The following is a 16317-nucleotide window of genomic DNA, read 5'->3' as shown; positions in this document are numbered from 1 at the left end:
ACGGGGACGGCACTCATGGCCATCGCGACACCTGGTGCGGCACCGGCGGATGCCCCTGCCGTCCTCTCCGCGCCCGCGCGGGCGCGGCGATTCGGCGGAGGAATCCGCCGGATCGGCCGCCCGCGCGGCGGCTCCGCCGGGCGGAGCATCCTGCAGCACCTCACCCCGTGGCTCTTCCTCGCCGCGGCGGTGGGCTTCCTGCTGCTGTTCACCTACTGGCCGGCGGTGAACCTCTTCTACTTCAGCGTCACCGACTGGGACGGCATCGACCTCGAGAAGGACTTCGTCGGGCTCGACAACTACGTGCAGGTGTTCACCGACCCGCGGATCTTCTCCGTCTTCGGCGTGAGCCTCTACTACTTCTTCGCGTCCTTCGCACAGATGGCGATCGCGCTCTACTTCGCGACGATCCTCAGCTTCTCGACGCGCTTCTCCAACCTCTTCCGCGGCATCCTGTTCTTCCCCTACCTCATCAACGGCGTCGCGATCGGCTTCGTGTTCCTCTACCTCTTCCAGCCCGGCGGGACGCTCGACACCGTCCTCAGCTGGTTCGGCGTCAGCGACCCGCCGCAGTGGCTCGGCAACCCCGACGTCGTCAACTGGTCGCTGGCGGGCACGTCGGTGTGGCGCTACACGGGCATGAACTTCGTGCTGTTCCTGGGTGCCATCCAGTCCATCCCGCACGAGCTGTACGAGGCGGCCGAGCTCGATGGGGCGAGCCGCTGGCAGCAGTTCTGGGCGATCATCTTCCCCGGCATCCGGCGCGTGGTCGGCCTGTCGTTCATCCTCGCGATCGCCGGCAGCCTCAGCGTCTTCGAGATCCCTTTCATCATGACTGGCGGCGCCAACGGATCGGCGACCTTCGTGATCCAGACGCTCCAGACCGCGTTCACCTTCCGGCAGGTGGGCCTCGCCTCCGCCATGGCCGTCGTGCTCCTGGCGATCGTGCTGGTCGTCACCTGGATCCAGCGAAAGGTGTTCCCCGACGAGAAGGTCGACCTGACATGACCATCACCGAATCGCCGCGCACCGCCACGACCCCGGCTGCGCCGGCACGCAGCATCCGGGGCCGTTCCCCTCTCGAGCGACTGCGCGGGATCAGCGCGACGACGGCCAAGTACCTGAGCCTCGTCATCGCGTCCGTCGTGACGCTGCTGCCGCTGTCGGTGCTGCTGTTCGCGAGCCTGAAGACGGCGCCCGAGTATGCGCAGACGGGTCCCTTCGACCCGCCGTCGAACTGGCTCAACTTCGACAACTTCGTCACGGCGTTCACCAGCGGCGAGATGCTGGAGGGCTTCGTCAACACGACGATCGTGCTCGTGGTGTCGCTGGCCGGCACGATCTTCATCGGCACCATGGCCGCCTACGCGCTGGACCGCTTCGCCTTCCGCGGGAAGAAGCTCGTCTTCGGCCTGTTCCTGGTCGCCACGCTCATCCCCAGCGTGACGAGTCAGGTCGCGACCTTCCAGCTCATCAACGGCCTGGGCCTGTACGACACGAAGGCCGCCCTGATCCTGCTCTTCATGGGCACCGACATCATCGCCATCTACCTGTTCATCCAGTTCATGCAGTCGATCCCGGTGTCGCTCGACGAAGCGGCGATGATCGACGGCGCGAACCGCTGGACCATCTACTGGCGCATCGTGCTGCCGCTCCTCAAGCCCGCCATCGCGACCGTCGTGATCATCAAGGGCATCGCGGTGTACAACGAGTTCTACGCACCCTTCCTCTACCTGCCGTCGGAGGGCCTCATCTCGACGTCGCTGTTCCGGTTCAAGGGACCGTTCGGCGCGCAGTGGGAGGTCATCGCGGCCGGCACCGTCCTGGTCATCATCCCCACCCTCATCGCCTTCCTCCTGCTTCAGCGCTGGATCTACAAGGGCCTCACCTCAGGAGCCGTCAAGTGACCCTCACCCGCACCTTCCGACCACTCGACTCGGGCTGGACCCTCCGCGCCGAGAGGGGGCCCGCGGCGGCCGGCTTGGAGGGCCCCGTCCCGGCCGCGGTCCCGGGATGCGTGCACACCGACCTGCTCGCCGCAGACCTCATCCCGGATCCGTTCCTCGATGACAACGAGTCGGCGCTCGCGTGGATCGGCCTCGTGGACTGGACGTACGCGACGTCGTTCGCGTGGGAGCCCGACGGCTCGGACCGCACGGACCTCGTGTTCGAGGGGCTCGACACCGTCGCATCCGTCGCCCTCAACGGCCGGGTGCTCGGGTCTACCGCCAACCAGCACCGCTCCTACCGGTTCGCCGTACGCGACGCGCTCGTCGCCGGCGAGAACGAGCTCGTGGTGCGCTTCCGCTCCCCCGTGAAGTACGCGAACGAGCAGAGCGTGGCGCTCGGCGTGCGCCAGCGGCCCTACCCACTGCCGTACGACGCCATCCGCAAGTCCGCCTGCAGCTTCGGGTGGGACTGGGGCATCGCCACCTACACGAGCGGGATCGTGAAGCCCGTCGGCCTCGAGTCCTGGTCGGTCGCCCGCTTCGCGCAGACGAGGGTGGTCGCGACGCCCGCAGGCGACGGCGGGACGATCACGGTCGATGTGGAGCTCGAGCGGGCGGCGGGTGCGGCATCCGTCCCCCTCTCGGTCAGCGTCGTCGTGAACGGTCCGGGACTCGGCGACGACCTGCCGGGCACGGTCGTGGACGTGGTCGGCGACCGCGCGCAGGTGCGCGTCGACCTGCCCGCCGCCTGGCGCTGGTGGCCGGCGGGGTACGGCGACCAGCCGCTGTACGTGGTGGACGTGCGCCTGCACGGCGACGCGCCGCAGCCGCTGGACGCGACGCACCGGTCCGTGGGATTCCGCGACGTCCGGTGGGACACGACGCCCGACGCGGACGGCACGCCGTTCACCCTCGTCGTCAACGACCAGCCGGTCTTCGTCAAGGGCGTCAACTGGATCCCCGACGATGCCCTCACCGTCCGCGTCACGCGCGACCGGCTTCGGCGCCGGTTCGCGCAGGCCCTGGACGCCAACCTGAATCTGATCAGGGTGTGGGGCGGCGGGCTGTACGAGTCCGACGACTTCTACGAACTGGCCGACGAGCTCGGGCTGCTGGTGTGGCAGGACTTCCTGTTCGCGTGCGCCGCGTACGCCGAGGAGGAGCCGCTGCGGTCCGAGGTCGAGGCGGAGGCGCGCGAGAACATCGTGCGACTCGCCCACCACGCCTCGCTCGTGCTGCTCACCGGCAACAACGAGAACCTGTGGGGCTACGAGGACTGGGGCTGGAAGCTGCGCCTGGACGGCAAGAGCTGGGGCGCGCACTACTATTACGAGCTGTTCCCCGGGCTGGTCGCCGAGCTCGCCCCGCACGTCCCGTATGCGCCGGGCAGCCCGTTCAGCCCGGGGATGGGCTGGGACGGCGAGCGCCAGACCGGCCCCCACCCCAACGACGAGCAGCACGGGTCGATGCACCTGTGGGAGCAGTGGAACCGTCAGGACTGGGCGACCTACCTCGACCACCGGCCGCGGTTCGTCGCCGAATTCGGCTGGCAGGGCCCGCCCACGTGGACGACGCTCACGCGATCGGTCTCGGACGACCCGCTCACACCGGAGTCGCCGGGGATGATCGTGCACCAGAAGGCGATGGAGGGGAACACCAAGCTCACGAACGGGCTGATCCCGCATTTCCGGATGCCTGAGGCCATGGAGGACTGGCACTGGGCGATGCAGCTCAACCAGGCCCTCGCGGTGCGCACCGCGCTCGAGCACTTCCGCTCGTGGGCGCCGCACACGCAGGGCGCCGTCGTCTGGCAGCTCAACGACTGCTGGCCGGTGACGTCGTGGGCCGCGATCGACGGCGACGAGCGGCCGAAGCCGCTGTACTACGGGCTGAAGCACGCCTTCGCGCCGCGTCTGGCGACGATCCAGCCGCGCGACGGCGGCCTGGCCGCGGTGCTGGTCAACGACACCGCCGAGCCGTGGACGGGAGAGCTCGTCGCCCGCCGCCTCGACGTCGCCGGGGACGCGCTCGCCCGCTTCACGTCGCCGGTGTCGCTCGCGCCGCGCGAGACCGTGACCGTGGCCCTGCCGGCCGACGTGGCGACGCCGGCCGACGCGGCGCGCGAGCTCGTGGTCGCGGGAGTCGGCGAGACGCGCGGGTTCTGGTACTTCGCCGAACCGCGCGACTCGGCGCTCGAGGCGGCAGCGGTCGCGGTGAGCACCGAGCCCGCCGACGGCGGCACCCGCGTGACGCTCACGAGCGCCGGCCTCGTGCGCGACCTCACGCTGCTCGTCGACAAGGTCGACCCGGATGCCGTGGCCTCCGACGCCCTCCTGACGCTGCTGCCCGGCGAGAGCACGACGATCCTCGTGCGGCACGACGGCGCCGCGCTCGAGGCATCCGCTCTGTCCGATCCGCGCGTGCTCCGCACCGCGAACGAACTGGTCGCCTCGTGAGCGCCGAGACGGCCCGCGCGCTCGAGCCGTACGTGGCCGGGATGACGTGGGGGTGGACCGGCGTGCGCGGCACGTGGCGCACCGCAGAGGCATCCGCGTCCCTCCGGGCGATGGCCGACCACGGCGTGAACTGGACGGCGCTGGCGTACTCGGCCCTGCAGGACACCGCGCAGTCGACCGACGTGCGGTTCGGCGACGAGCCGACCGTCACGGACGACGAGATCGTGTGGGCGATCCGTGAGGCGAAGGCGCTCGGGCTCAAGGTGTGCCTCAAGCCCGTCGTCAACGTGGCCGACGGCACGTGGCGCGCGCACATCGGCTTCTTCGACCAGGACGTCCCCGGCGAGCCGACGTGGGCGCAGTGGTTCGCGTCGTACCGTGCGTTCGTCGTCCACGCCGCCCGCATCGCCGAGGCCGAGGGCTGCGAGATGCTCTGCGTCGGCTGCGAGACGGTGCGTGCCGACGCGCGCGAGGCCGAGTGGCGCGAGCTGATCGCGGCGGTCCGAGCCGAGTACTCCGGCATCGTCACGTACAACTGCGACAAGTACCAGGAGGACCGCCTGACCTGGTGGGACGCCGTGGACGTCGTCACGTCGAGCGGGTACTACCCCATCGACCGGTGGGACGCCGAGCTCGACCGCATCGAGCGCGCCGTCGCCGCGACGGGCAAGCCGTTCTTCTTCATGGAGGCGGGGTGCCCCTCGCGCGAGGGGTCGGCGGAGCGTCCGAACGACTGGTCGCTGCCCGGAGCCCCCTCGGCCGAGGAGCAGCTGCGGTATTACAGAGTCATGTTCGACGCGTGCGCGCAGCGCCCGTGGTTGGGGGGATTCATGATGTGGGATTGGCCCGCTCGGCTCTACGACGTGGCGGATGCCGCGCGCAACGACGACTACTGCCCGTACGGCAAGCCCGCGGGCGACCTCCTGCGCGAGCGGTACACCGCGCTGACCGCGGCGGTGACGCGGTGACCGCCGACGTCCTGGCGATCGACGCCGGGCAGACCGGGATCAAGGTGCGGGTGCGCGAGCAGGACCTGGTGTTCCCCGGCATCCGCACCGACGAGCCGCTGCTCCCCCAGCTGGCGGCCGTCGCCGACGCGACCATCGTGCGCATCGGCGCCGATGTCTCGGTCGTGACCGCCGGGGTCTCCGGACTGACGACGCGGGAAGCGGATGCCGCGGCCCTCCTCGCCCGCATCGACGACCCCGCGGTGCACGAGGTGATCCTCGCCCACGACTCGACCACGTCGTTCCTCGGCGCGCTGGGCGACGAGCGGGGCGCGGTCGTCGCCGCCGGCACCGGGGTGGTCACCCTCGCCGTCGGAGCCGAGCGCGTGGCCCGCGTCGACGGGTGGGGCTACCTCATCGGCGACGCCGGCAGCGGCTACTGGATCGGGCGCGAGGCGCTGGACGCGGTCATGCGCGAGTTCGACGGCCGCGGCCCCGCGACGTCGCTGCGCGCCGTGGCCGAGGAGCGCTGGCCCGACCTCAGCCAGGCGTACATCCACATCCAGTCCGACCCCGACCGCGTGCGCCTCGTCGCGTCGTTCGCCGAGCACGTCGCCCGGCTGGCCGCCGAGGGCGACGCGGTGTCGCAGAACATCACCGTCCGCGCCGGCGGCGAGCTCGCCCACAGCGTCGAGACGGCGCTGCGGCGGGTGCGCTCCGACGATCGCGAGCACTTCTCGGTGTGCGCGATCGGCGGCGTCTTCCGCTCGCCGCAGCTGCGCGAGGCCTTCGCCTCGCACATCGCCGCGAGCGAGCTCGACGTCGCCCTCGTGGAGCCCCGCGGCCACGGCATCGACGGCGCCGTCGCGCTCGCGGGCCTCGAGGCGCGGCATCCGCTCGCCCACGCCGTGTCGTTCGCCCACGCCTGAGGGTCGTCGCGTTCCTTCGCTGTGCGCGCGGATCCGGAATTCGGACAACGGCACCGTTTCCGGATCCGCTCGCCTCGGGAAGTCCGGAAAACGGCGCGAAGTCCGATTTCCGGATCCGCGAAAGTAGGGCTTGACGAGGCAATCTGCGGGGCGACGCACAAAGCCCCCTCCTCCCCAGGGCAGGATTCACGCGGCGTGGCGCGCGCGGGCTGTGGACGGCGCGGTGCGGAGCGTGCCGCGCAGCAGGATGCTCGTGTGAGCGTCGTCCACCGAGTGAGTCCTGTCCAGCGGATGGCGCGCGAGGTCGGCCGATTGGCGGAGTGGGTGGACGCGGCGGGCGGCATCGCCCACCGGGATGCCGCCGCGAACGCGGGATTCGGTGTGGCCGTGCGTCGCGCGGCGGTGCGGTGCGGTGCCGTCCGTCGTGTCCGTCGGGACTGGCTGGCGACGGATGCCGCACCCGCCGATCTCCTCACTGCCGCCGAGAACGGCGGCAGCCTCACGTGCGTCTCGGCTGCGCGGCGCCGGGGATGGTGGATACCCGATGGGATGGACGACTCCGTGCATGTTCGCCTCGAGCCCCATGCGACGTCGCCGACATCCCCCGTCACCGCGCACTGGACGCAGCGGATCGCACCGGCCCCGGGCCACGGGCTGGTCGAGTCGATCGAAGACACTCTCGCCCACATCGCCGTCTGCCTGTCGCCCGAGAACGCGCAGATCCTCTGGAACTCCGCACTCCAGATCGAGCAGATCACCCCGATCGCGATCCGCCGCGTCCGCTGGCCCCACCGTCGGGCGCGAGACTGCGCCGACCGGGCGTCGGACCAGTCCGACTCCGGTCTCGAGACGATCATCGCCGTGCGGCTCGGTGCCTGGGGCATCCCGATGCGTCAGCAGGTCGTCCTGCTCGGACGACCTGTCGACCTCCTGATCGGTGAGCGCCTCGTGATCCAGGTCGACGGCTTCGCCCATCACTCGTCCTCCGCGCAGCGCTCGAAGGACGTCGCCTTCGACGCGGAACTCACGCTCCAGGGGTACACGGTGATCCGGTTCACCTACGCACAGGTCATGCACGACTGGGACGCCGTCGAGCGGACGATCGCGCGCTCGATCGCCGCCGGCGCGCACCTCGCTCGCTGAATCGTCGCGGGCGCCGCGTCGGCGGATCCGGAATTCGGACAATCGCTCCGTTTCCGGAGCGTTCCACGTTGGAGGATCCGGAAAGTGGCGTGAAGTCCGAATTCCGGATCCGATTGGGCGGGCGCGGACAGCGGGAGCCCGGAGACGGCGGATGCCCCGGCCCCGCGTGGACAGGCGGGGCCGGGGCATCCGGGTTCGCGGGCTAGACGAGCGACTCCCGCCAGGCGGCGTGCAGCTGGGCGAACTTGCCCGTGCCGCCGATGAGCGTCTCGGGGGTGTCGTCCTCGATGATGCGGCCGTGCTCCATGACCAGCACGCGGTCGGCGATCGCGACCGTCGAGAGGCGGTGCGCGATGATGATCGCGGTGCGGTCGGCGAGCAGCGTCTGCAGCGCGTCCTGGATCTGCCGCTCCGACGGGATGTCGAGCGAGGCCGTGGCCTCGTCGAGGATGAGCACCGCCGGGTCGGCGAGGAACGCCCGCGCGAACGAGATCAGCTGCCGCTGCCCCGCCGACACGCGGCCGCCGCGCTTGTTGACGTCGGTGTCGTAGCCGTCGGGCAGGCGCTCGATGAAGGCATCCGCCCCCACCGCCCGCGCCGCCGCCTTGATCTCGTCGAGCGTCGCGTCGGGCTTGCCGAGCGCGATGTTGTCGGCGACCGTGCCGCTGAACAGGTACGCCTCCTGCGTGACCATGACGATCGCCCGCCGGAGGTCCTTCGGGTGCATGCGGCGCAGGTCCACGCCGTCGAGCGTCACGGCCCCCTCGGTCGGGTCGTAGAAGCGCGACACCAGCTTGGCGAGCGTGGACTTGCCGGCTCCGGTCGTGCCGACGAGCGCGATCGTCTGCCCCGCGGGGATGTCCAGCGAGAAGTCCGGCAGGATGACGCGGTCGCGGGAGTACCCGAACACCACGTCGTCGAACCGGATGTGGCCCTTCGCCTCCCACAGATCGACCGGGTCGCGGGGGTCGGGGACGGTCGGCTGCTCCTCGAGCACGCCCGACACCTTCTCCAGCGCCGCCGTCGCGGACTGGTAGGAGTTCAGGAAGAACGCCACCTCCTGCAGCGGCGAGAAGAAGTTGCGCACGTACAGCACCGCCGAAAGCAGGAAGCCGATCTCCATCACGCCGCCGGCGACGCGGATGCCGCCCCAGGCGATGACGACCGCGAGGGTGACGGATGCCACGGCCATGAGTCCCGGCTCGAACGTGCCGAAGAGGCGGATCGAACGCATGTTGACGTCGCGGTAGTTCATCGCCTGCACGCCGAACTCCTCGTCGTTGCGGACCTCCTTGCGGAAGGCCTTCACGGCGCGGATGCCGGTCATGGTCTCGACGAACTTGACGATGACGCCGGCGCTGATGACGCGCGACTCGCGGTACACCCGCTGCGAGCGGGTGTAGAACCACCGCATCAGCAGGAACAGCGGGATGCCCATGACCGTCAGGATCAGCCCGGACTGCCAGTCCACGAGGAACAGCGCCACCAGCGTGAACGCGCCGTACAGGATGCCGGACACCAGCTCGTTCAGACCGCCGTCCAGGAGCTCCCGGATGGTGTCGAGGTCGCTCGTCTGGCGCGAGATGATGCGGCCGGACGTGTACGACTCGTGGAACTCCAGGCTCAGCCGCTGCGTGTGCAGGAAGATGCGCTTGCGCAGGTCCAGCATGATCGCCTGGGTGAGGCGCGCGGCGACGACGACGTACCACCCGATGAGGGCGGCGCCGCCGATCGCGGCGACGAGGTAGACGGCGACGACCACGATCGTCGGCATCCAGTCGTTCCGCTCGATGACCGCCGGCAGCGCGTTGTTGATCCCGATGCCGATGAGCCAGGGGCCGGCGACGCGCAGCGCCGTCGAGACCACGAGCACGACCGCAGCCAGGATCAGCTGACCGCGCACCGGGGTGATGAGCGACCCGAGCAGGCGCAGCGACCGCTTGCGGATCGCCCTGCTCTCGTCGCGCGTGTAGTCGGAGCGGTCCTCCCCGCTCGTTCCGACGACGGTGGTGCTCACAGGGTCACCTCCCTCTCCCGCATGCGGGCTTCTTCGATCTCGAGACTGGAGATCACGTGCCGGTAGTGCTCGCTGGTGCGCAGCAGCTCGGAGTGGCGGCCGACCGCCGTCACGCGGCCCGCCTCGAGCAGCGCGACCCGGTCGGCGAGCATGACGGTCGACGGACGGTGGGCGACGACGAGCGCCGTCGTCTCGTGGAGCACCTCGCGCAGGGCGTCCTCCACGAGCGCCTCGGTGTCGACGTCGAGCGCCGACAGCGGGTCGTCGAGCACGAGCACCGCGGGGCGCGCGGCGACCGCGCGGGCGAGCGCGAGCCGCTGCCGCTGCCCGCCCGAGAGCGAGAGTCCCTCTTCGCCGATGACCGTGTCGACGCCGTCGGGCAGGTCGTCGACGAACGAGGCCTGCGCGACGCCGAGCGCCTCGCGCAGCACGCGCTCGGCCTCGGCGCTGCCGGGCTCGAGGTCCTCACGACCGAGCAGCACGTTGTCGCGCACAGACTGCGAGAAGAGCGTCGCGTCCTCGAACGCCATGCCGATGTGCCGGCGCAGCTCGGCGAGGGTGAGGTCGCGCACGTCGACGCCGTCCAGCGTCACGCGGCCGCCCGTCACGTCGTACAGGCGCGTCGGGAGCGTGGTGAGCGTCGTCTTGCCCGAGCCGGTGAGCCCGACCAGCGCCATGGTCTCGCCGGGGCGCAGCACGAGGTCGACGCCGTCCAGCAGATCGCGCTCGCGGGACGCGGCGTCCTGATACCGGAAGTGGACGTCCTCGAACGCCAGCTCGCCGCGCGGCTTCGCGATCGACACGGGGTTCTCGGGGTCGACGATCGTGTTCTCCTCGTCGAAGACCTCGAAGATGCGGTCGGTCGCCGTGCGGGCGTCGAGCAGGAACGAGAACAGGAACCCGATGGACTCCATCGGCCAGCGCAGCACGGTCGCCATCGCGAAGAACGCGATCAGCTCGGCGCCCTGCAGCTGACCCATCGCGGTCAGGTAGATGCCGGCGCCGAGGCACAGCGCGAACGCGACGTCGGGCAGCAGCACCAGCCAGAACCAGATCCAGCCGATGGCGCGGGCCTTGCTGAGCTCGGTCTGGCGCAGCGTCTCGGCCTGCCGCGCGAACTTCTGCAGCGCGTGCTTGCCGCGACCGAACGCCTTGAGCACGCGGATGCCGTGCACGCTCTCCTCGACCGAGGTGGCGAGGTCGCCCGCCTGGTCCTGCGACTGCCGGGCGAGGGTGCCGTAGGTCTTCTCGAACCGGTAGCCGGCGTACCAGAGGGGCGCCGAGGTGATGAGGAAGATCGTGCCGAGGAGCCAGTGCCAGCGGAACAGCAGCGCGGTTCCGACGGCGATGGTGATCGCGTTCACGACGAGCAGCACCAGGCCGAAGGCGAGCCAGCGGCGGAGCATGCTCATGTCCTGCATCATGCGGCTGAGCAGCTGGCCGGACTGCCAGCGGTCGTGGAACGCGACCGGGAGCCGCTGCAGCCGCGAGTAGAACGTCTGGCGCAGGTCGTACTCGACGAGCGTGGCGGGCCCCAGCACGAACCAGCGGCGCAGCCACACCATGGCGGCCTCGGCGAGGCCCAGGGCGAGGATGGCGGCGGCGCCCCACCCGATGGCGGCGATGTCGCCCGACGAGATCGGGCCGCGGACGACCTGCTCGAGCACGAGCGGGATGCCGAGGGCGAGCAGGCTCGCGACGAGCGCGCTGGCGCCGCCGAGCGCGAGACGCGGAAGCACCGGCTTGACGAAGGGCGTCAGCCGGCCGAGGGCTTGGAAGGTGGACAGTTCGGACCGTTGCGGTTCTGATCGCTCAGGGGTGGCGGTGGAGGTCATGATCCTTGTGGGTGGCGGTGATGCGGTGACCCGTCGTCGGGTCGTGTCTGAACGGCGCCCATGGGCGGGCGTCGTCGTGCGAAGGCTCCGAGTGGGGAAACGCTTCGCCGGGCGGCGATATGCCGAAGCCGGCCGAGCCGGGGCGTGCGGAGGAGGCTGCTACCCCTGAATGCGGGGACGCGGCAGCCGGATGGCGGTGCGGGGTCCCGCGGAGCGGAGGACGAGAGCGGCGTTCGCAGCGACGGCGGCCTGAGACATTTCTTCCTCCTTGGGATGAGCGGAATGGGCATGTCGGCACCGCGGGTTTCCTCGCGGTGCGACAGCCGACCAGCCTATACCTGGGAGTTGACTGAACGCAACAACCGCTTTCCGGTCCCCCGGAAAGCGGTTGTCGGCGAGCGGTGTCAGACCACGAGGGCGGGCACACCGGCCTCGCGGTCGAGCAGCCGCTGCTTCACGTCGAGCCCCCACGCGAAGCCGCCGAGCGCGCCCCCGGTGCGCAGCACCCGGTGGCAGGGGACGAACAGCGCGGGCGCGTTGCGCGCGCAGATCGAGGCCGCGGCCCGCACCGCGCTCGGCGACCCGAGCTCCGCGGCGAACTCCGCGTACGTCAGCGGCCGGCCGGGGGCGATGCGCCGCAGAGCGCTCCACCCGGTCAGCTGCATGACCGTGCCGTGCTGCACGACGGGGATGCCGTCGATGGCGGCGAGGTCGCCGTCGTAGTAGGCCGAGACGGCGGCGGCGGCATCCGTTCGCCCTTCCGCCACGGAGGACGGGCGGTCCGATGCCCGCAGACGCTCGAGGATGCGGCCGGCCTCGGAGGTCCAGCCCGATGCGAGCACGCGCCCCTCGTCGTCGGTGAGGATCGTGAACGCCCCGTCGGGGGTGTCGATGGTCTGGATGGTCGCGGTGGTCATGGCATGCCTCCGGTGGTCGGGACGGGCGGGACGGAGAGGACGGATGCGGCGCCCCTGCGCTGCGCGGGGCCCTTCGGCGGGACGGCGCGCCACAGGTGCGCGGTGAGGTAGCTGCGCCATGGCGCCGTGCGCGCCGCCCAGCCGGTGAGGGCGCGCGGCTCGGACGGGAGTCCCGCGGCCGCGGCGCCGGTGCGCACGGCGACGTCGCCGGGGAGGAACACGTCGGGGTCGGCGAGGACGCGCATGCGCACGTAGTCGGCGGTCCACGGGCCGATGCCGGGCATGGCCAGGAGCGCGGCCCGCTGCTCGACGGCGTCGTCGCCGGTCGTCAGCGTGAGGGAGCCGTCGGCGAGGGCCGCCGCCGCCCCGGTGATCGCGCGGATGCGGGCGGCGGGCCCGCGCAGCACCTCGTGGCCGCGGTCGGCGATGGCCGCCATCGTCGGGAACAGCTTCACCGTGCCCTCGGCCCCGTCCACGTCGTCGCCGAGCGCCGTCGTGAGCTGCGTGAGCGCAGTGCGCGCCGCCGCCACCGTGATCTGCTGCCCGACCATCGCGCGGACGAGCATCTCGTGCGGATCGGCGGCCCCCGGCACCCGGATGCCGGGAAGGTCCGCCACCAGCGGCGCGAGCTCGGGATGCTCACCGAGCGCCTCGTCGACCGCGACGGGATCGGCGTCGAGGTCGAACAGCCGCCGGGCCCGCGTGACGAGGGTCGAGAGGTCGGCGAGGTTCGTCAGGCGGGCCCGAAGCCGCACGCGTCCGCCATCGTCGACACGCAGCTCGAACCACGCCGGCCCGTGCGGCAGCCGCAGCGTGCGGGCGAACGACGTCGAGGTCGCCACCTCGGCGCCCGGCACGGCGCGGGCCGCCATCCACGCGAAGAGCCCGTCGGCATCGAGCGGCCCGCGATGCGGCAGCACGAGGTCGATCGCGCCGAGCATCGCGTCCTCCGGCGCGCTGGAGGGGCGCGGCAGGCGGCGCCGGGCGCGCAGCTCGAGCGGCGACAGGCCGAACACCTCACGGACGGTGTCGTTGAACTGCCGCACGCTCGCGAACCCCGACGAGAACGCGACGTCCGCCGCGGGCAGGTCGGTGCCCACCAGGAGCATGCGGGCCGTCTGCGCCCGGTGCGCGCGGCTGAGCGCGAGCGGACCGGCGCCGAGCTCGGCGGTGAGCAGGCGCGACAGGTGGCGCGGCGAGTAGCCCAGCCGCCGGGCGAGGCCCGGCACGCCCTCGCGCTCGACGACGCCGTCGGCGATGAGCCGCATCGCGCGGCCGGCGGTGTCGCCGCGGAGATTCCACTGCGGCGACCCCGGCGCGGCCTCGGGCAGGCACCGCTTGCACGCGCGGTAGCCGGCCTCGTGGGCGGCGGCGCTCGTGGGGTAGAACGTGACGTTCGACGCCTTCGGCGTGCGCGCGGGGCAGCTGGGACGGCAGTAGATGCCGGTCGACCGCACCGCCGTGACGAACTGGCCGTCGAAGCGCGCATCGCGCGAGTCGATCGCGCGGTACCTCTCGTCGAACGTCATCGCCAGGCTCATGTCCCTAGCCTGACACGCTCCCCCGACATCGGCTCGCGGAAATCGGACACGACGGTGACGCCCCGCGAGGCAGGCCGCGCGCCGCCCGCAGACGACGAAGCGGCCGGTCGCGGCCCCGCCGCGACGCGGGGCGACGACCGGCCGCCGAAGTCCGTCGGTTCAGCCGCCGGCGAGCTGCTGGTCGAGGTCCTGGATGGCACGCATCATGCCCAGCAGAGCCTCCGACATGTCGTTGATGCCGTCCACCGCACCCTTCAGACCCGTCGTCAGCTCGGAATAGCCCTCACCGAACTTCCCCGACGCGTGCTGCGTCTTGAAGTCCTCACCCAGCAGCGTGTCCACCTGGCTCTTCAGCGCGTCCAGCTGACCCTGGATGTCATCACGAGCCTGCGACAGCGACGACGCCACCTGCTCCATCTCCGCATACGAGGCACCGAAATCCGCCATCGTCAACTCCCTCACTCAGGTAACCCGACCCAGCCGGCCGATGCCCTCCACGCTAACCCGGGCCGGCGCCGGGGCCCATGGGGACCATTCCCCATCCGGCGCTCACGCCGTTCGTCCGCCTCGGGGCGTGAGGTCCTCACGGGGCGCCATGGTGATGCCGAGCAGTCCGATGCGCACGTCCCGGGCGCGCACGAGCTCCGGCTCGGTGATGAGCCCCCGCTCCGCGAGGACGGCCAGCGCACCCTGGACGTCCGCGTAGATGCGGGCGCGCTCGTCGGGAGGCATCCCCTCGACGGCCTTCTCGAGGGCCGTGAGGCTCCGCCGCCATCGATCCGTGCCGGTGTGCGCGGGACCGCGGAACAGTACGAGATGCAGCACGCCCACGGCCACGTCTGCCGCGAGGCCCACGATGCCGATCGGGGCGTCGGCGGCGCCCTGTGCGATCGCCAGCGCGGCGACGGCGGTGGCGATTGCGGACGGGACGAGGTGGAGCGCCCCCAGCAGCCGGTGGATGCCGGGCTCGGTGCCGAGCGATTCGCGCATCTCGGTGAGGATGCCGTTCGCGCCGAGGAGGGCGGCGATCCCGGCGAGCATGCCGGCCCACCCGACCAGCGCGGTCTCTGTGCGGTCGAAGAGCCAGGGCAGCAGCATCAGCAGCGCCACCACGGGCAGCGTGAAACTCGCGATGTGCGACAGGGTGAGCAGGCACCCCCAGGCGGGCGCGACGTTCTTCGCGAGGTCCTTCCACGCCGCCGGCGGCGCGAAGAAGGCCAGCGCGCGGCGCGCGTCGGGCACGTGGTGCAGGGCGCGGGCCTCGAGCTTCCACCAGTCCAGCGGCGTCCACGCGCTCACCGTGCGCGCGTACGCCGTCGCGGGCGCGTCGGTCATACCCGCCACAGTCCTTCCGGGTCCTGCGCGGACTGGACGAGGGCGGGCACGTCGAGCAGGCCGGACGGCGTCCAGGGCGCGCCGTCGATGCGCACGGTGTCGAGCAGGTCCTCCACCCGCGCGGCGGACAGCGCGATCGCCGCCGGGTCGAGCGGTCCCAGGACAGCGAAGAACGACGCGCCGGTGGTCATGAAGAGCCAGCGGACCACGCCGCGGCCGTCCTCGTCCATGAGGGTGACCGAGCAGCCCTCGCCGAGACCGGCCGAGCGGGCAGGCCGGATCCGGGGAGCGAGGACCGACGGCGGCCAGAGGTACCGCCGCTGCTCGTCGGCATCCGGCTCCCAGTCGGCCAGGGTGAGGCGCAGTGGCGCCCACGACCACGTGGCCGGCTCGAAGGTGAGCAGGTTGGTGCCGGGATCGGATGCCGCCGACCGCTGCGCACGCGCGAGAGCCCGGGCCAGGACCTCCGTCTCCTGCGGGGGGAGGTCGTGGAGCCCGGCCATCCGCGCCGCCGCCTCGGCGGCCCAGGCCTCGACGTCACCGGAGCCGAGGTCGGCTCCGGGCAGCGGGACGACGGTCGCGGCGTCGAAGCCGAAGTCGACGCGCGTCATCGCCCGGTCCACGCGAACGTCAGCACGTGCGCGTCCATCAGGGACAGCCAGTTCTTCATGTACGGGTCCTCGTCGGGGTCGACGTCCGTCGGGTGGACCAGCGTCGCCGTGAGCTGGAGGGCCTTGGTGCGGCGGGATCCCGGCAGGGGCGTGAGGTACACGATCGTGTAGGCGCCGGCCGACTCCCCCGACAGCTCCACGGTGCGACGATCCGTCCAGCGGAGGAACTGCCGGCTGCCCTCGAGCGCGCGGGCGCCGCGCCGCTCGACGGCGTCGGCGACCATGGCGTCCAGGGACACGCCGGGCGCTCCCTCGGTGATCGTGCCGAGCACGCTGATGGGGACCGTCGACCACTGCGGGGCATCCTCACCCGCCATGATCATCACGAACGCCCCCTGACGCCGCGCCGCCCCGAGCGCGCCGGTGACGTGGGTCTCCAGCGCGGCGTACACGTCGGGCCGGTGCGCCTCGCGCAGCCGCGCCTTCGCCCGGTCCAGCAGCGCACGCTCGGTCGCGCCGGAGGTGTCGTACATGGTCCAGCCCTCGGGCAGCGTCATCCGGAACTCGGGGACTCCCGGACGCCCGCCGGCGAGCTGATCGCGCAGTGAACTCACCCGCTCCACCCTGCCACAGTCGA

General features: G+C 71.7%; 14 protein-coding genes. 6 read left to right on the top strand and 8 right to left on the bottom strand.

All coding sequences use genetic code 11. The features are described from left to right. Positions 1-15: 15 nt before the first annotated feature. The 6 genes from ACFRAL_RS09795 (at position 16) to ACFRAL_RS09770 (ending at position 7424) form a co-directional block, all read left to right on the top strand. A complete protein-coding gene (locus tag ACFRAL_RS09795; protein WP_378882257.1) occupies positions 16-1008 on the top strand; it encodes a carbohydrate ABC transporter permease in 993 nt (330 codons plus the stop codon). Next, on the top strand, positions 1005-1907 hold the full coding sequence (locus ACFRAL_RS09790; protein ID WP_336398314.1) for a carbohydrate ABC transporter permease: 903 nt from the start codon (positions 1005-1007) through the stop codon (positions 1905-1907). The genes ACFRAL_RS09795 and ACFRAL_RS09790 overlap by 4 nt, the downstream gene beginning before the upstream one ends. Next, positions 1904-4405, top strand: a complete 2502-nt coding sequence (locus ACFRAL_RS09785; protein ID WP_378882253.1) for a glycoside hydrolase family 2 protein — start codon at positions 1904-1906, stop codon at positions 4403-4405. The genes ACFRAL_RS09790 and ACFRAL_RS09785 overlap by 4 nt, the downstream gene beginning before the upstream one ends. Continuing rightward, positions 4402-5373 (top strand): glycoside hydrolase family 113, encoded by a 972-nt coding sequence (locus ACFRAL_RS09780; RefSeq protein ID WP_378882252.1) that lies wholly within the window; start codon positions 4402-4404, stop codon positions 5371-5373. The genes ACFRAL_RS09785 and ACFRAL_RS09780 overlap by 4 nt, the downstream gene beginning before the upstream one ends. Next, the gene (locus tag ACFRAL_RS09775; protein WP_378882250.1) at positions 5370-6281 is read left to right on the top strand and encodes an N-acetylglucosamine kinase; all 912 of its coding nucleotides are present in this window, start codon (positions 5370-5372) and stop codon (positions 6279-6281) included. Before ACFRAL_RS09780 ends, ACFRAL_RS09775 begins: the two co-directional genes overlap by 4 nt. Positions 6282-6536: 255 nt before the next feature. Next, positions 6537-7424 (top strand): endonuclease domain-containing protein, encoded by an 888-nt coding sequence (locus ACFRAL_RS09770; RefSeq protein WP_378882247.1) that lies wholly within the window; start codon positions 6537-6539, stop codon positions 7422-7424. Positions 7425-7626: 202 nt separating this feature from the next. Here ACFRAL_RS09770 and ACFRAL_RS09765 read toward each other — a convergent pair whose 3' ends face one another. The 8 genes from ACFRAL_RS09765 to ACFRAL_RS09730 form a co-directional block, all read right to left on the bottom strand. After that, positions 7627-9441, bottom strand: a complete 1815-nt coding sequence (locus tag ACFRAL_RS09765; RefSeq protein ID WP_336398310.1) for an ABC transporter ATP-binding protein — start codon at positions 9439-9441, stop codon at positions 7627-7629. Further along, the gene (locus ACFRAL_RS09760) at positions 9438-11276 is read right to left on the bottom strand and encodes an ABC transporter ATP-binding protein (RefSeq protein WP_336398309.1); all 1839 of its coding nucleotides are present in this window, start codon (positions 11274-11276) and stop codon (positions 9438-9440) included. The genes ACFRAL_RS09765 and ACFRAL_RS09760 overlap by 4 nt, the downstream gene beginning before the upstream one ends. 404 nt (positions 11277-11680) lie before the next feature. Then, complete coding sequence (locus ACFRAL_RS09755; protein ID WP_378882245.1) at positions 11681-12193, bottom strand: methylated-DNA--[protein]-cysteine S-methyltransferase; 513 nt, start codon at positions 12191-12193, stop codon at positions 11681-11683. Next, on the bottom strand, positions 12190-13734 hold the full coding sequence (locus ACFRAL_RS09750; protein ID WP_378882243.1) for a DNA-3-methyladenine glycosylase 2 family protein: 1545 nt from the start codon (positions 13732-13734) through the stop codon (positions 12190-12192). Before ACFRAL_RS09750 ends, ACFRAL_RS09755 begins: the two co-directional genes overlap by 4 nt. Positions 13735-13893: 159 nt before the next feature. Beyond that, a complete protein-coding gene (locus tag ACFRAL_RS09745; RefSeq protein WP_194397663.1) occupies positions 13894-14181 on the bottom strand; it encodes a WXG100 family type VII secretion target in 288 nt (95 codons plus the stop codon). 102 nt (positions 14182-14283) lie between these two features. Next, a complete protein-coding gene (locus ACFRAL_RS09740; RefSeq protein ID WP_336398306.1) occupies positions 14284-15069 on the bottom strand; it encodes a hypothetical protein in 786 nt (261 codons plus the stop codon). Further along, complete coding sequence (locus ACFRAL_RS09735; RefSeq protein ID WP_336398305.1) at positions 15066-15680, bottom strand: hypothetical protein; 615 nt, start codon at positions 15678-15680, stop codon at positions 15066-15068. The genes ACFRAL_RS09740 and ACFRAL_RS09735 overlap by 4 nt, the downstream gene beginning before the upstream one ends. Beyond that, on the bottom strand, positions 15677-16294 hold the full coding sequence (locus tag ACFRAL_RS09730) for a hypothetical protein (RefSeq protein WP_336398304.1): 618 nt from the start codon (positions 16292-16294) through the stop codon (positions 15677-15679). Before ACFRAL_RS09730 ends, ACFRAL_RS09735 begins: the two co-directional genes overlap by 4 nt. Positions 16295-16317 lie beyond the last annotated feature (23 nt).

This window comes from Microbacterium sp. NPDC056736, assembly GCF_042790415.1.
Classification (GTDB): Bacteria; Actinomycetota; Actinomycetes; order Actinomycetales; family Microbacteriaceae; genus Microbacterium.
Note: the sequence above shows the minus strand (reverse complement) of the source record. Positions and strands in the feature narration are given on the sequence as shown.

What these genes read in the sequence shown, in the direction of transcription:
- ACFRAL_RS09795 (WP_378882257.1), top strand. Translation starts at nt 16, where the DNA reads ATGGCCATCGCGACACCTGGTGCGGCACCGGCGGATGCCCCTGCCGTC.
- ACFRAL_RS09790 (WP_336398314.1), top strand. Translation starts at nt 1,005, where the DNA reads ATGACCATCACCGAATCGCCGCGCACCGCCACGACCCCGGCTGCGCCG.
- ACFRAL_RS09760 (WP_336398309.1), bottom strand. Translation starts at nt 11,276, where the DNA reads ATGACCTCCACCGCCACCCCTGAGCGATCAGAACCGCAACGGTCCGAA.
- ACFRAL_RS09755 (WP_378882245.1), bottom strand. Translation starts at nt 12,193, where the DNA reads ATGACCACCGCGACCATCCAGACCATCGACACCCCCGACGGGGCGTTC.
- ACFRAL_RS09750 (WP_378882243.1), bottom strand. Translation starts at nt 13,734, where the DNA reads ATGAGCCTGGCGATGACGTTCGACGAGAGGTACCGCGCGATCGACTCG.
- ACFRAL_RS09745 (WP_194397663.1), bottom strand. Translation starts at nt 14,181, where the DNA reads ATGGCGGATTTCGGTGCCTCGTATGCGGAGATGGAGCAGGTGGCGTCG.
- ACFRAL_RS09740 (WP_336398306.1), bottom strand. Translation starts at nt 15,069, where the DNA reads ATGACCGACGCGCCCGCGACGGCGTACGCGCGCACGGTGAGCGCGTGG.
- ACFRAL_RS09735 (WP_336398305.1), bottom strand. Translation starts at nt 15,680, where the DNA reads ATGACGCGCGTCGACTTCGGCTTCGACGCCGCGACCGTCGTCCCGCTG.